This window comes from Archangium sp. (assembly GCF_045802675.1).
Taxonomy (GTDB): domain Bacteria; phylum Myxococcota; class Myxococcia; order Myxococcales; family Myxococcaceae; genus Archangium.
The window spans coordinates 217,246-231,122 of record NZ_JBJMQO010000022.1; the positions used below are offsets into that span (position 1 = coordinate 217,246).

A 13,877-nucleotide genomic window follows, 5' to 3' on the forward strand; every position below is an offset into this window, starting at 1 on the left:
GGGAGAATCTTCCCAGGGGTCTCCTGGCTCCTAACCTTATGCGAGGACGCGGCGAGGACCGGTCCTTCGGGAGGAGTCCCATGGCGGTGGTGTCCCTGGACAGCAAGAGCTTCAGCCCCGCGTTGGCGAGACCCGGCATCCTGCTCATCGACTGGAGCGCGAAGTGGTGCGCGCCCAGCCGCCTCTTCGCGCCCGTCTTCGAGCAGGTGGCCCGGCGCCACCCGGACCTCACCTTCGCGAAGGTGGACGTGGACGCGCAGCCGGAGCTGGTGGAGGTGCTCGGAGTGCAGGCGCTGCCCGGGCTGATGGTGTTCCGCGATGGCTTCCTGCTGCTCAACCACGTGGGAGCGCTGCTGGAGCCGATGCTGGAGGACGTGGTGCGGCAGGCGCGCGCGCTGGACATGGACGACGTGCGGCGCAAGGTGGCGGGGTACCGGGCCAGCAAGCCGCGGGTGCGCGTGGGTCTGCATCCCGGCTGAGCCTTCGTCTAGAGTGCGCGCCCCTCATGCGTCCCGCGCACTCCGCCGCACTCCCCTCCGCCGCTCCCGTTCCCGCGATGCGCCTGCTGCTGCTCGGGGTGGGCTTCGCCGTGCTGGACGTGTACCTGAACGTCCCGGCCTTCGTGCGGCTCTCGCCCGTGGCGTGGCTCGGGCTCTACGCGGGCTTCTTCCCGCTCGCCCATGTCGTGGGGCGGCTGAGTGGAGCGGGTGGGTTGGGGAAGCTGGGGCTCGCGCTTCACCGGGGCTGGGGCCGCAACCTGCTGCTGGGCTTCGTCTTCTGCGCGTTCTTCTGGGCGCTCAAGTACGTGCTGCTCTGGGCCCTGGGGGCCTTCCGCGTCGAGGGCTTGCGTCCCGCCGGGGACATCGCACTGCTGGCGGTGCAGGCCGCGCTGGCGATGTTCCTCTCGTCCGCCACGGATGACGTGCTGCTGCGCGGCTACCTCTTCCGCCATCTCTCGGGTGCGTTGTCCACCGGGGCGCTCGTCGTGCTCACCACGGTGGTCTACGTCGTCAACCACGTCTGGTACGTGCACCTGGATGTGCAGTCGTGCCTCTTCCTGGGACTGATGGGGCTGATGTTCGCGCTGGCGCTGGCGAGGACCGGCTCGCTCTGGCTGAGCATCGGCCTGCACTGGGGCGGCAACGTCGTCTACCGCTTCTACGACGGCTTCGACGCGCAGGGCGGGGTGCTGCGGCGGGTGCCGATGCCCGAGGCCGCGTGGCAGGCGGGCGTGAAGTTCGCGGTGACGTTGCTGGCGCTCGTCGCGATGGCGCTCCTCTTCCGGTTCACGGTGAGGTCCGATCGCGAGGGCCCGCTGTCCGCGCGCGGCTGACTCCAGGGCGGGAGCCGGCCGCGCGGGTGGGGTGGCTCAGCGCCTGCCGGGCTTGCCCGAGGGCTCCTCGCGCGGCTCGTTCGAGGGGGCCTCGCGCTTGTAGACGTCCTCGTTGATGTCGTGGTTGCGCACCGGGTCCTTGTCCCGCTGCTCCTCGAACTCCTCGCCCGCCTCGACCCGGGCCTCCCAGTCCGTGTCCTGCCGCGAGCCGGGATTGTCCGCGGGACTCGTGCGCGCGTTGATGTCCTGGGCGACTCGCGCCGCCGCCCGGTCGATGGAGTCCTCCAGCGCGCCCGCGTTGCGCGGCTGGAAGTTCTGCCCACGCTGGTCCGGCACGTACTGGTCGTCCCCGACGTTTGTCATCTCGACGTCGCCCTCATCTCGCTTGTCGGTCGGCTCCTTCGTCCTGCCGGTGGGAATCTTGGGGGTGTCGGCCATGGCTGTCTCCATCGTCTGTGCGGCGGGTGCTGCTCGACTCAACTTCGGCACGGTGGCGCACCGGACAACCTCTCCGGCGCGCCAGGGCCCGGCTGCCCGCCCGGGCGAGGGGGGACTACTGGCCGGCGCCGCCGCTGCCGCCGACTCCCTGCTCGGCGTTGGGGTGGGCCGCCTCGGCGACGAGCATGTCCAGCATGGGGACGAAGCCCGCCGTGGGCGCCGCGATGCTGCACGCCGCGCCTCCATGCACCAGGCCCACCACCTGGAGGTGCCGGTCCACCACCGGCGCGCCCGAGTCCCCCTTCTCCCCATGCAGGCTGGTGAAGAGCGCCTGGGGCACGCCCGGCAGTGAAGGGCAGCGCCCGAGCTTGCGCAGCTCCACCTGCTGCGGCTCGCCCGGCCGGTCATTGCGTCCGGCGAAGAGGAGCTCCTCTCCGGGCACGGGCATCGCGGTGGCCACGGTCAGCGGGTGCACCGGGGCGCGCTCGTCGAAGCGGATGACGGCGAGGTCCCGGATGGGGTCGACAATCTTCACCACACCGCTGAGCATGTGCCCATCGCGCAGCACCACGGGCTGGCGCTCGCCGGGGCTGACGTCGATGCAGTGCGCGGCGGTGAGGGCATGGAGCCCATCCGCGACGACCACGCCGGCGCAGTGCCCGGGGAAGAGCGTCACCGTGGCCTCCTGGAGGGCGCGGACCTCCGAGGCGGTGGTGTCCTCCTGCTTCTTCGAGGAACCGCAGGCCGCCAGCGCCGTCAGGGCCAGGATTCCAGCCAGTTTCGAGAGCCTCATCGCACGCATCACCGACCTCCCGGGGGCGGGTTCCCCTGCCCCGCTGCGAAAGACGATGTGCATGGCCTGACAGATGGTATTCCCGCAGGTCCGCTCAGCAGGCGTGCGACCGGGTCCTCCGGGGGTTGCATGCGAAGGAGGTGGGCACATGGAGATGCGAGGCAAGGTGGCGCTCGTCGGGACGCCGCCTCGGGCACGCACGTCGTGGTGCACTGCGCGGCCACCGGCTCCACGGACCTGGCCGAGGCCGGGCACATCAACGTCACCAGCACCGAGGTGTTGCTGGCGGCCTCGGGGGCCGCGCAACCTCGCCGAGGCGGTGCTGCTCTGCCTGGAGACGGAGGCCGCCGTGGGGCAGGTGTTCAACGTCGTGGATGGGCAGAGCACCTGGCGCGACTACGCCGGGCACTTCCACCCCGGTCCGCTGCCCTCGATGCCGGAGTCCCAGGCCCCGGCGCACCTGCGCTTCCGCGGGCGCTTCCTCGGCGACAAGGCCCGGCGGGTGCTCGGCTACGCACCCCGGCACTCCTCCTACGAGGAGGTGTTGCGCGAGACGCAGCGGGCGCTCACGGGCGAGGGAGCACGAGAGTCGAGCTGAACGGAGTGCGCTCTCCGAGCAGCTGTTCGCGTCACTCGCCGGTTGGCGCGGGCTCGGGGCGTTCGATGAGGCCCGCGCGGTCGAGCAGCTCGCGCACGCGCGCGGTGAACGCCACGTGCTCGGGGTTGCTCGCCGTCATGGGCTCGGGGGAGAGGACGAGGAGCCAGCCCAGTGTGCCCACGGGCTCGATGAGCACGGGGGCGGGCAGTGGCGGCACCTTGCCCAACCGCCGCGACAGATACGTCATCCAGCCCACCCGCACCTCCCGCTTGTGCTTCTGGATGAGGTCTCCCATCGCGATCGATGTGGCCATGGCGAAGTCGGGGTCCCACGCCTTGGCCATGCTCGTGATGATTTCGGTCAGCGCTGGCGCACGAAGCAGCCGCTCCCGCACCGGGCCCTCTTTGGGAGGGTCCATCCAGCAGTTATTGCCCGCGCCCCATGGTGAGTACTCACCGCAATGCAGGTGGAAGTAGGTGGCTGCTTTCTTCGCATTCCACACGTGCTCGCTGAAGCCCAGGTGTTCGATGACCTTCTTGCCGATGTCCGTGCGGTTCCTCCCGCGAAGGAACAACTGCTCCCACTCCTGCACCTCTGGGCGGACTGGGTGGCCTGGCAGCTCGCGAGGAAATCCGCGTCCTCCCCGGTACCACTGGGTGAACGTCGGATCACAACGCGCCAGCATGTGGAAGAAGAGCTCCGCGCGCTGGGCACACTTCAGCGCCGTCTCCTTTCGGGGCCCCCAGTAGGCTCCTACGTAGTAGTCCTCTCTCATGGCGGTACTCCTCATCGCGCTGGCGGTGTCAGGACGACTTCGATGTTGTCCCATCCTTCCTTCTTGAAGAGGGCGCGGAGAAAGTCCGCGAATTCCGCCTCGGCCACGTGCCAGGTCAACGGCTGCTTCAGGAGTCTGGCCAGATCGGACTGTCTCCTGGCTTGTTCCCGCAGTCCCTTGAACCCCTTTGAATTCAGGAACCAGGGCTGGGCTGTTCCGTCCTTTTGCAGGAAATTCTTGTAGCCGGGGCCTTTGGCTTCCAGCAGCTCCCTGCCGGTGAAGCTGTCGAACTCCACGTCCTCAATCAGGTACACCCGCCAGGAGGGCTGACCCGTGACCTGCTCCTGATAGTCGAGGGCCTCCTCGGACCCGGTGGTGGGCGTCTTGTAAATCCACTTGCCGGGCCCCCGTTGCGCGGCCGTCTGGCTCGCCTTGCCCGCCTGGGTTCCTCCGCCCCCAGTCTTTCCCTGGCCGCTGCTCGCCATGTGGAGGATGGAGAGGGCACCCAGCTCCACGCCAAGCGTGGTCGTCACCGTGCCCCCAGACACCACCACCCTGCTCAGCGCGAGCTCGCCCTTGGCTGTGAGCGACACCACCGGCAGCTCCGCCCCCAATCCCCCCATGCGGCCCACCGTGGCCTCCGCGCCCCCGAGCAGCATGAGCACGTGTGTGGACAGGCGCGCCGCTTCGCGGATCTGGTCCTCGTGGGACATGGCCCCGTAGCGCGCGAAGTATTCGGGCGAGGAGGCGATGAGCAGCGCCACCGTGGTGGGCAGTTGCCCGAGGTCCTCCACGGTGCGGATGGGGTGGAGGACGGTCCGGGCCAGCGCCACCGCCATCTCTCCCATCGCGTCCTGGCCTCCATCCAGCGCGGCGTTGAGCCAGTCGCGCCCCAGTCCCAGCTCGGCCCAGGGCGGGGTGTTGGCGCGCCGGAGGACATCGTTCACCGGGTAGAGGACGCCACCGCGCGAGAAGTAGAGCTCACCCACAACGAGGCGGCCCACCTTCCACTGGCCCTCCTCGAGCGTCACCGGCTCCATGCGTTGCAGGGGCGCTCCGGTGAGGGCTGCCACCAGGTAGCCGTCGGGACGCACGAGCACCAGGGACTCGAAGCGTCTGGCTCGCCGCCGCAGCTCCGCGTACTCCACGCGCTCGCCGCCCTCGAGCACCTCACCCAACAGCCAGAAGAGCACCCGGCGCGGGGCGAAGCTCCTCGTGGTGACGCGCGTCCGCGCCACTCGGCCCAGGAGCTCACGCGCTTGCCCCAGGTAGAGCGCGGCGCCCACCGGATGCCGGTCTTCTTCTCCGAGGCCACTGGCCTCCTGCACCACCTGGAATGCATCCTGCGTCTGCTCGGGGAAGCCGCCCGCGCTTCCCATCTCATCCGAGGAGCGTGAGTGGAGGTCGAAACCGCTCGTCGAACTCCCGAGCGGACGGCCTGTGGCGCACCCTCCCAGCAGCATCAGCACCACTACAACTCGCAGCAGTCCCACCCCGGAGCTCAGCCGCTCGCCTGCCGGGCGTGAGCCAACGAGAACGCCGTAGATGCGCTCTACACCTCCGACGAGGCGCGGAGGCGATTCGAGATCATGGCCCGGCAGGTCTTCATCCGGTTCAAGGCTCTGCTGATGGAGCCGAGCGTCTACGCTTTCGCTGGCAAGCACGCGGCCTTGCAGGACATTCGCGATATCGTCGAGAGGAAGCTCCAGCAGATGCTCGCCCGCAATCCGATGCGGATGGACTACTACAGGAAGTACCAGGAGATCGTCGCGAACTACAACCGGGAGAAGGATCGAGTGACGGTGGAGGAGACGTTCGCCCAATTGGTTGAGCTGGCGAACAGCCTGGACGCCGAGCAGCGGCGGGCGGCCGAAGAGGGGCTGAGCGAGGATGAGTTCGCGCTCTTCCAGATGCTCTTCAAGGACAGCATCAGCAAGGTTGATCGGAGAAGCTCAAGCAGGCCAGCAAGTCGCTCCTCTCCTCGCTGCGGGAGTTGCTCGCGCCGATGACCGACTGGACGGGGAACACGAGCACGCAGGCGGAGGTGAAGGTGTTCATCCTCGACAACCTCTGGCGGAGCCTGCCGCGTCCGCCGTTCTCCGAGGACGAAACCCAGGTGTTGGCAGAGCGAATCTACGATTACGTCTGGCAGCGGACCTTGAGCGGTCCTGCGTTGGCCGCGTAGGGGTTCACCCGCCGAGCCCCGTACATAGGAGCGCCTCTCCCCGCGCACGGACTTTCCCGTTAGGGTGCGCGCCCCATGACCATGGGAGCCCCGACATGAGTCCCCTCGCCGAGCTGCTCCTCACGCTCGCCGTGCTGGGGATGGCGGTGAAATTGCTGCTTCTCAATTTCTGGCGCGCCTTCCTCTTCCTCTTCCCCACCAGCGTCCGCCTCCTGCCCGAGGCCCCCGCCGAGGCGATGGAGCTGCCCCCGGAGCTCGCCCCCCTGGCCGGCCAGCTTCGCGGCCTGGGCTTCGTTCCGCTCGGCCGCCACCTGGAGAAGCCCCGCTTCCAGCAGGGCACCCGCTCCTACGATTTCGCACACCCTGGCGAGCGCGCGTTCGCCACCCTTCATTTCTCGCCCGGGACGGGCCCCCGCTTCTACCTCCTCACCCCGCTCGCCCCCGAGGGGTTCGTGCTCACCGCCGGCTACCAGCGGCCGACTTTCGAGGTTCCCGGCCGTTATCGCTCGGGGGGCATCGCGGACGCCTCCGCCGAGCGCCTGCTCCAGGCCCACCGCGAGCGGCTCCAGGGCCTCTCGCCCGGGGAACACTTCACCTGGGACGCGCGGTTACAGGCGGGGCAGGCATGGTACCGGGGGCCCGGTCAAAGGGAGATTCGACGACAGAATCTCCAAGGATTGTTGTGGACGGTCGTGGCCCTTGCCATCGTCGCCGGCCTCTTCCTGGGAGGGGGGCGCTCGGCCTGATGCACCCAAGGCGTGCACCGCGCCTGCCTGAAGAGTAGGAAGAACCCAAATTTTCCCGCCTGTTCGGAGTCGTCCCGCGATGAAGAGCGTGTCCAAGAGCGAAGAGATCTACTTCCTGTCCGGTAGGCGTACGCCGTTCGGTACGTATGGAGGCGCACTGAAGGACCTGAGCGCCACCGACCTGGCCGTGGAATCGGCCCGGGCCGCGCTCGCGCAGGCGAAGGTTTCTCCCGAGTCCATCCAGCACGTCGTCTACGGCAACGTGGTGCAGACGAGCGCGGACGCCATCTACCTGCCCCGGCATGTGGGCCTGCGCACGGGCGTGCCGGTGCCGGTGCCGGCGCTGGGCATCAACCGGCTGTGCGGCTCGGGCTTCCAGGCCTTCGTCAACGCCGCGGAGATGATGCTCACCGAGCAGGCCGAGTGCGTGCTCGCCGGTGGCACCGAGTCCATGAGCCAGGCGCCCCATGTCATCCGCGGCGCGCGCTGGGGCCTGCCGCTGGGCAAGGGCGGCCTCGAGGACATGCTCTGGAGCGCCCTCACTGACAGCTACACCGGCAACCCCATGGCGATGACGGCCGAGCAGCTCGCCATGGACTACGCCATCTCCCAGGACGCGGTGGACGAGTACGCCGTGCTCACCCAGAAGCGCTTCGCCGCCGCCCAGGAGTCTGGGCGCTTCGAGCAGGAGCTCTCGCCCGTCACCCTCAAGACGAAGAAGGGGGAGACGCAGTTCGCCCGGGACGAGCACAACCGGCCGGACACCTCGCTGGAGGGGCTCAAGAAGCTGCCCAAGGTCTTCAAGAAGGACGGCGTGGTGCACGCGGGCGCGGCCAGCGGCATCTGCGACGGCGCGGGCTCCATGGTGATGGCCACCCGGAGCTTCGTGGAGAAGCACGGCCTCAAGCCCATCGCCCGCCTGGTCAACTGGGGCATCTCCGGGTGCGACCCGAAGGTGATGGGCATCGGCCCGGCGCCCGCCATCCGCCGGCTGCTCGAGCGCGCCCAGTGCAAGCTGGGTGACGTGGACCTCTTCGAGGTGAACGAGGCCTTCGCCCCGCAGTACCTCGCGGTGGAGAAGGAGCTGGGGCTGCCGCGCGAGCAGACGAACGTCAATGGCGGCGCCCTCGCCGTGGGCCACCCGCTGGGCGCTTCCGGGGCGCGCATCACCATGACGCTCGCCTACGAGCTCAAGCGCCGGGGCGCCCGCTACGGCATCGGCTCGGCGTGCATCGGCGGCGGCCAGGGCATCGCCCTGCTGATCGAGGCGCTCTGAACCTTTCGGTTTCCTCGTGAATCCAACGGAACCTATGACGATGAGCAACGAGCTGGACGCGAAGGCGGCCCGGGAGAGGGCCAAGGCGATCGCCGAGCAGCGCCGCGCCGAGCGCCGCAACCGCAAGCGCAAGTGCGTGGTGTGCGGGGTGGAGGAGAGCGACAAGACGCCGCTGGGCCCCCACCCCGAGGGGATTGGCCCCTCGTGCAAGGACGAGGTCACCTGCCAGGCGCGCCGCGCCGCGGCCTCGCGCTGAGGCCCCCCCGCGGGCGGGGGACGTCCCCGCCTGTCCGCCCGCCCCCCGGGGTAGGGTAGGAGGCCGGTGGAGAGCAGGAGAAGGGCCGGGTTTTCGGGCCCTTTTCTTGATGGCCGTCAAGACTCGCGATAAACCTGCGGAATCTCTTCGGTTACACGAGGGTCGGAATGGCCGTTATCAACTTCACGGGAGTCAAGGTGTTCTCGACCACGCTCGCGCGCGACCGCGAGAACATGGGGGAGAACATCACCAAGTGGCTCAAGGAGAACCAGAACGTCGACGTGGTGGACAAGGTCGTCACGCAGTCCTCCGACAAGGAGTTCCACTGCCTGACCATCACCCTGTTCTACCGCCACAAGTCCTGAGCCGGACGGTTCGGCGGGTGAGGGAATACCAAGGGCGCTCTCTCTGGTGACGGGGAGAGGCGCCCTTCGTTATTTGGGGCGCCCGGAAGTGGACGAAACGGTTGCGAAGCGGGCCGCGTTCCCCCACCTTTGGACGACTCTCGAATGTCCCGAGTGGAGGACGGTTTGATGCGACCGATGCGGAGCTTTGGCGGCGGCGGAGGATTCGGGTTCGCCGGCGTGGAATCCATGGCGGCCAAGCTGGCGATCGGGTTGGTGGCGGGCTCGCTCCTGGTCCTGCTGACGGGAAGCCTGGGGCAGAATCTGCTGCTCCACCCCCGGGACGTCTTCGACCAGTTCCAGCTCTGGCAGCCCTTCACCTATGCCTTCATCGGGCAGGGGGCGATGGGCATCATCTTCGGGGCCATCATCATCTACTCCATCGGGGGCCCCCTGGAGGCGAGCTGGGGCTCGCGCCGGCTGCTATGGGTGCTGTGGGGCGGCACGGTCCTCGCCGGCTTCCTCACCGCGCTGGTGGCCCGGGTGGTGAACCTGCCGATCCCCTATTCGGGCGGCTACGCCATGAGCACCATCGCCTGGGTCTCCTATGGCCTGTACATCGGCCGCGGCCAGGCGAACTTCTGGGGCATTCCCGTCACCGGGAACGTCCTGGCCCTCATTGGCGCCGGCTTCGTCGTCATCAATGCGCTCACGTCGCATTGGATCCTCATGGTGCCCGAGTTCTTCGCGCTCGGCATCGCCTTCGTCTACATGCGCGGCGGCAGCCCCCGGCAGCTCTGGCTGCGCCTGCAGCACGCGCGGCTGCAGCGGCAGCTGCGGGGGCGCTCCAAGCACCTGCGCGTCATCTCGAGCGAGCGGCCGGATGACCGGTTCCTGAACTAGCCGCGCTCAGTTGGGGTGCTCGAGCTCGCCGTACTGCTTGAGCTTGCGGTAGAGCGTCGCCACGCCGATGGCGAGCTGCTCCGCCGTGCGCGCCCGGTTGCCTCCGTTGCGCGCCAGCACCGCGAGGATGTACTCGCGCTCCATCGCCTCCAGCGTCCGCGGCGAGTCCCCCGGCAGCAGGTTCGGCGGCGCCGCGCGCACCTCCTCGGGCAGGTCGTCCTTCTCCACCCGCGTGCCCTCACACAGCGCCACCGCGCGCTCGATGGCGTTGCCCAATTCGCGCACGTTGCCCGGCCACTCGTAGCGCAGCAGTTGGTCCGCCGCCTCCGGCGACAGCCCCATCACCCGCCTCCCCAGCCGCTCCGTCGCCTCGGCCAGGAGCATCCGCGCCAGTGGGAGGATGTCGTCGCGCCGCTCGCGCAGGGGCGGCACCTTCAGCTCGATGACGCGCAGGCGGTAGTAGAGATCCTGCCGGAAGCGCCCGGCGATGACTTCCGCCGCGAGGTTGCGGTTGGTCGCCGTCACCACCCGCACGTCCACCTTGCGGCTCTGGTTCTCCCCCACGCGCCGCACCTCCCTCTCCTGCAGCACGCGCAGCAGCTTGGCCTGCATCGACACGGGCACCTCGCCCACCTCGTCCAGGAAGAGCGTGCCCCCCTGCGCCGCCTCGAAGAGGCCCGGCCGGTCATGCGTGGCTCCCGTGAAGGCCCCCTTCGCGTGGCCGAACAGCTCGCTCTCCAGCAGGCTCTCCGTCCCCGCCGCGCAGTTCACCGCCACGAAGGCCTTGTGCGCCCGCCCCGACTCCTCGTGGATGAGCCGGGCGATGCGCTCCTTGCCCACGCCGCTCTCGCCCGTAATCAGCACCGTGGAGTCCACCTTCGCCGCGCGCCTGGCCAGACTCAGCACCTGCTTCATCGCCTCGGTGCGCGCCAACATGCCCGCCGGGTCCTCCGGCACGCCCGACACCCGCGCCAGCGTCTGCCTCCGCACCCGCAGCTTCTTCTCCGCCTGCTTCAGCGCCTCCGTCACCTCCGCCAGCGCTCCCTCCATGCACTGCGTCTCGTAGAAGCGCAGCGCCTCGCGGCACCCGGTGCTCCACTCCTCCTCCGGCTTGCCCATGATCTGGCACACCGGATCTCCCTTCCCCACGCAGCGCGTCTCGATGCAGTACACCGGCTTGCCGTGGCAATAGCTCATGTAGCCACTGGCGAAGCCCGTCAGCGACCAGCACACCGGCTCCTCCGCCTTGCCCAGGTGCAGCAGGTGCTGCTCCGCCTCGTACGAGTCGTGCCACAGCGCCTCGGCGAAGGGCTCCGGGCCATCCTCCGGCCCGCGCTCCACCCGCTCCATCACCACCTGGCCCTGTAGCGTGTGCAGCCGCCCTCCCGCCCGGCGCCACTGCGCCTCGTCCTCCCACGGGAAGGCGTTCTTCATCGTCTCCGCCGTCCGCCACCCGTGCGCGAAACCCAGCCGCGTGCAGATGCCCCGCGCCGCCGTCATCCCCACCGTCCCGAGGAGCTCCTTGCGCAGCAGCCCCAACGCCACCGGATCGAACAGCAGCACCCGCTGGCCCGCGAAGTGGATGAGTCCTCCCCGGGGCTCGAACGTCAGCAGCTCCCTCAGGTCCAGCTCCAGTCTCGGCGCCACGTGCTCCTCCCTCTCAGGATGATGGGCTTCTCTATCGTTTTGAGAGCCCCCGCGCGAGCCCCCGTGCATGGCTCGAGTCATTTCAAGGGTTTAGGAAGTGTGGTGTCCTGGCGCGGGGGTTGCTATGTCTCCTGCTCGTTGAAGAACCGCAGTCCCCCACTGGAGAGAAACACCATGAAGCTGTCCCTCAAGCCCGCCGTCGCCGCCCTCGTGCTCGCCGCCCCCTCCTTCGCCTTCGCGGCGGAGTTCGAGATCGACTCGGCCCACTCGGGCGCGCAGTTCTCCGTGAAGCACATGATGGTGTCCAACGTGCGCGGCGCCTTCTCGAAGGTGACCGGCAAGGCCAACATCGACGAGAAGGACATCACCAAGTCGATCGTGGAGGCCACCGTCGACGTCTCCACCGTCAACACCAACGAGCCCAAGCGCGACGAGCACCTGCGCAGCCCGGACTTCTTCGACGTGGCGAAGTACCCGACCATGACCTTCAAGTCCACGAAGGTGGAGCAGGCCGGTCAGAACCTCAAGGTGACGGGCGACCTCACCCTGCACGGCGTGACCAAGCCGGTGGTGCTGGACGTGGAGGGCTTCACCACCGAGTCGAAGGATCCCTGGGGCAACACCAAGCGCGGCGGCGTGGCCACCACGAAGATCAACCGCAAGGACTTCGGCCTGGGCTGGAACAAGGTCCTGGAGACCGGCGGCGTGGCGGTGGGCGAGGAGGTCGCCATCACCCTGGACCTCGAGCTGAACAAGAAGCAGGCCCCGGCCCCCGCGGCGGGCGCTCCGGCCAAGCCGGCCCCGGCCAAGGCCGCCAAGGACACCAAGTAGTCCACTGAGCAGCACGGGGCGTTGAGCCCGGAGGGGCCTCGGTGACACGAGGCCCCTCTTTCATTTGCGGGCTACACGGCGGGACGGAAACCGCCAGCGCGAGCCCGCGCCAGCGGTGGGGCGGCTCAGCCCTCGGCGACGGCCTGCACGCTCGCGCGGTAGATGAAGATGCGCGAGGTGTTGGTGCGCGTGTCCGCGGGGATGACGAAGAAGCCCTGACCCGTTCCCTTGTAGTCGTGGGAGAAGCCGGCCACCTGGCGCCCATCGGTGAAGGTGACGCGGACCTTGTGGCCATCGGGCTGCGGCGGACGGCTCCCCGTGGCGAGCATGAAGAAGACGGCCTTCACGCGCTGGGTGGGGATGCGCTCGGGAGCGAAGCCCGTCTGCTGCTCGAGTGGGATGACCTCGTCGAGCAGGTCCACGTCACGGATGGCGCCGCGCTTCACCTGGCCCTCCACGGTGTGGATGATGACCCGGTGCTCGCCCGCGATGAAGGCATCGACGGGGGCCATGGGGACCGCGGTGGACGCACTGACCGACGGCACGGCCGCGAGCGAGTTGAGCGTCGGGCGGGGCGGCGGCGCCCCGGGCACCATCACGGGAGCCGAGGGCATGGCGGAGAGCGACGGAGCCGCGAGAGCCCTCGGAGCCGCCGGCACGGGCGCCGGGGGAGGCCTGGGCGCGGCCGCGACGGGAGCCGGGGGAGGCGCGCTCCGGGTCACCGGGGCGGGGGCCAGGCGAGGCGCCGGAGGCGGAACGGCGACCGGCACCGCCGCGGGAGGTGGCTCCACGATGTCCTCCGCGAGGTCGATCTCCGTCATCTCGGGCTCGGCCTCCATCACGGGCAGCTCCTCGAACTCGGGCGGAGGAGCCGGAGGAGGGGTCGCCATCATGGGCAGCTCGGGCTCGGCCTCCATCACCTCGGGCTCGGGCTCGGCCTCCATGATGGGGATGTCGGTCACGGTCGACGGCGGGGTCGAGCCGTAGCCGTAGGCCGGCTCGGGGCTGGCGTACTGCTCGGCCGGAGCGGCGAGCTCCTCCGTCGCACTCCACGCCTGCTCCTGCGGCTGGCCGTACCCGTTCGACTGCTCGGCGGCGTAGCCCGCGTTCCAATCGGTCTGCGCCGGAGCTTCCTCGGCGGGCGCGCTCCAGGTGGCCTGCGGCTCGGCGGTGGGCTCGGCGTTCCAGTCCTGCGAGGCTCCACCCGGAGCCCACTCGGACTGCAACTCGATGCTCTCCGACGGCTGCTCGGCGGCGGCCATCCACGGCTGCTGCTCGGCGGGCGCGGCCCACTCGGTCTGCGCCTCGGGGACGGGCTGGGACTCGGCGGAAGCCCACTCGGGCTGGGCCTCCATCGCGGGCTGCTCGGCGGGAGCGGCCCACTCAGGCTGAGCCTCCATCGCAGGCTGCTCTTCGGCAGGCGCGGACCACTCGGGCTGAGCCTCCATGACGGGCTGCTCTTCAGCAGGAGTGGCCCACTCAGGCTGAGCCTCCATGACGGGCTGCTCTTCAGCAGGAGTGGCCCACTCAGGCTGAGCCTCCATCGCAGGCTGCTCTTCAGCAGGAGTGGCCCACTCGGGCTGAGCCTCCATCGCAGGCTGCTCTTCAGCAGGAGTGGCCCACTCGGGTTGAGCCTCCATCGCAGGCTGCTCTTCGGCAGGCGCGGACCACTCGGGCTGAGCCTCCATCGCAGGCTGCTCTTCAGCAGGAGTAGCCCACTCGGGCTGAGCCTCCATCGCAGGCTGCTCTTCA

17 protein-coding genes are annotated in these 13,877 nt (G+C 69.3%); 11 read left to right on the forward strand and 6 right to left on the reverse strand.

Translation table 11 applies throughout. The annotated features are described in order from the left end of the window. Window positions 1-80 precede the first annotated feature (80 nt). Window positions 81-479 (forward strand): thioredoxin family protein, encoded by a 399-nt coding sequence (locus ACJ8AN_RS06370; protein ID WP_407754338.1) that lies wholly within the window; start codon window positions 81-83, stop codon window positions 477-479. Between the two features lie 26 nt (window positions 480-505). Beyond that, entirely contained in the window at window positions 506-1,333 is an 828-nt protein-coding gene (locus ACJ8AN_RS06375) for a type II CAAX prenyl endopeptidase Rce1 family protein (RefSeq protein WP_407754339.1), read from the forward strand. 36 nt (window positions 1,334-1,369) lie between these two features. Here ACJ8AN_RS06375 and ACJ8AN_RS06380 read toward each other — a convergent pair whose 3' ends face one another. Together ACJ8AN_RS06380 and ACJ8AN_RS06385 are read right to left on the reverse strand one after the other, a co-directional pair. Next, window positions 1,370-1,771 (reverse strand): hypothetical protein, encoded by a 402-nt coding sequence (locus ACJ8AN_RS06380; protein WP_407754340.1) that lies wholly within the window; start codon window positions 1,769-1,771, stop codon window positions 1,370-1,372. 115 nt (window positions 1,772-1,886) lie between these two features. After that, window positions 1,887-2,564 (reverse strand): serine protease, encoded by a 678-nt coding sequence (locus ACJ8AN_RS06385; RefSeq protein WP_407754341.1) that lies wholly within the window; start codon window positions 2,562-2,564, stop codon window positions 1,887-1,889. Window positions 2,565-2,883: 319 nt separating this feature from the next. Between ACJ8AN_RS06385 and ACJ8AN_RS06390 the strand changes: the two genes are divergently transcribed. Beyond that, window positions 2,884-3,162 (forward strand): hypothetical protein, encoded by a 279-nt coding sequence (locus ACJ8AN_RS06390; RefSeq protein ID WP_407754342.1) that lies wholly within the window; start codon window positions 2,884-2,886, stop codon window positions 3,160-3,162. A 31-nt stretch (window positions 3,163-3,193) separates the two neighbouring features. On the opposite strand, the gene ACJ8AN_RS06395 is transcribed toward ACJ8AN_RS06390, so the two are convergent. Together ACJ8AN_RS06395 and ACJ8AN_RS06400 are read right to left on the reverse strand one after the other, a co-directional pair. After that, window positions 3,194-3,937: an Imm52 family immunity protein gene (locus tag ACJ8AN_RS06395; protein ID WP_407754343.1), complete on the reverse strand. Its 744-nt coding sequence runs from the start codon at window positions 3,935-3,937 to the stop codon at window positions 3,194-3,196. 11 nt (window positions 3,938-3,948) lie between these two features. Beyond that, complete coding sequence (locus tag ACJ8AN_RS06400) at window positions 3,949-5,430, reverse strand: Tox-REase-5 domain-containing protein (RefSeq protein ID WP_407754344.1); 1,482 nt, start codon at window positions 5,428-5,430, stop codon at window positions 3,949-3,951. 96 nt (window positions 5,431-5,526) lie between these two features. On the opposite strand from ACJ8AN_RS06400, the gene ACJ8AN_RS06405 reads away from it, so the two are divergent. The 7 genes from ACJ8AN_RS06405 (at window position 5,527) to ACJ8AN_RS06435 (ending at window position 9,647) form a co-directional block, all read left to right on the forward strand. Next, window positions 5,527-5,946: a type I restriction enzyme endonuclease domain-containing protein gene (locus ACJ8AN_RS06405; protein ID WP_407754345.1), complete on the forward strand. Its 420-nt coding sequence runs from the start codon at window positions 5,527-5,529 to the stop codon at window positions 5,944-5,946. Then, entirely contained in the window at window positions 5,943-6,122 is a 180-nt protein-coding gene (locus tag ACJ8AN_RS06410) for a hypothetical protein (RefSeq protein WP_407754346.1), read from the forward strand. The genes ACJ8AN_RS06405 and ACJ8AN_RS06410 overlap by 4 nt, the downstream gene beginning before the upstream one ends. Window positions 6,123-6,217: 95 nt before the next feature. After that, the gene (locus ACJ8AN_RS06415) at window positions 6,218-6,868 is read left to right on the forward strand and encodes a hypothetical protein (RefSeq protein ID WP_407754347.1); all 651 of its coding nucleotides are present in this window, start codon (window positions 6,218-6,220) and stop codon (window positions 6,866-6,868) included. 79 nt (window positions 6,869-6,947) lie between these two features. Then, complete coding sequence (locus ACJ8AN_RS06420; RefSeq protein ID WP_407754348.1) at window positions 6,948-8,144, forward strand: acetyl-CoA C-acetyltransferase; 1,197 nt, start codon at window positions 6,948-6,950, stop codon at window positions 8,142-8,144. A gap of 40 nt (window positions 8,145-8,184) precedes the next feature. Next, window positions 8,185-8,400 carry a hypothetical protein gene (locus ACJ8AN_RS06425; protein ID WP_407754349.1) on the forward strand — a complete coding sequence of 72 codons (216 nt, stop codon included), beginning with the start codon at window positions 8,185-8,187 and terminating at the stop codon, window positions 8,398-8,400. 167 nt (window positions 8,401-8,567) lie between these two features. Continuing rightward, window positions 8,568-8,765: a hypothetical protein gene (locus ACJ8AN_RS06430; RefSeq protein WP_407754350.1), complete on the forward strand. Its 198-nt coding sequence runs from the start codon at window positions 8,568-8,570 to the stop codon at window positions 8,763-8,765. A gap of 168 nt (window positions 8,766-8,933) precedes the next feature. Next, window positions 8,934-9,647 carry a rhomboid family intramembrane serine protease gene (locus ACJ8AN_RS06435; RefSeq protein WP_407754351.1) on the forward strand — a complete coding sequence of 238 codons (714 nt, stop codon included), beginning with the start codon at window positions 8,934-8,936 and terminating at the stop codon, window positions 9,645-9,647. Between the two features lie 6 nt (window positions 9,648-9,653). On the opposite strand, the gene ACJ8AN_RS06440 is transcribed toward ACJ8AN_RS06435, so the two are convergent. Next, entirely contained in the window at window positions 9,654-11,294 is a 1,641-nt protein-coding gene (locus tag ACJ8AN_RS06440) for a sigma 54-interacting transcriptional regulator (RefSeq protein ID WP_407754352.1), read from the reverse strand. A gap of 174 nt (window positions 11,295-11,468) precedes the next feature. Between ACJ8AN_RS06440 and ACJ8AN_RS06445 the strand changes: the two genes are divergently transcribed. Further along, window positions 11,469-12,125 (forward strand): YceI family protein, encoded by a 657-nt coding sequence (locus ACJ8AN_RS06445; protein ID WP_407754353.1) that lies wholly within the window; start codon window positions 11,469-11,471, stop codon window positions 12,123-12,125. A gap of 125 nt (window positions 12,126-12,250) precedes the next feature. On the opposite strand, the gene ACJ8AN_RS06450 is transcribed toward ACJ8AN_RS06445, so the two are convergent. Then, on the reverse strand, window positions 12,251-13,525 hold the full coding sequence (locus ACJ8AN_RS06450; RefSeq protein WP_407754354.1) for a DUF6982 domain-containing protein: 1,275 nt from the start codon (window positions 13,523-13,525) through the stop codon (window positions 12,251-12,253). Window positions 13,526-13,877 lie beyond the last annotated feature (352 nt).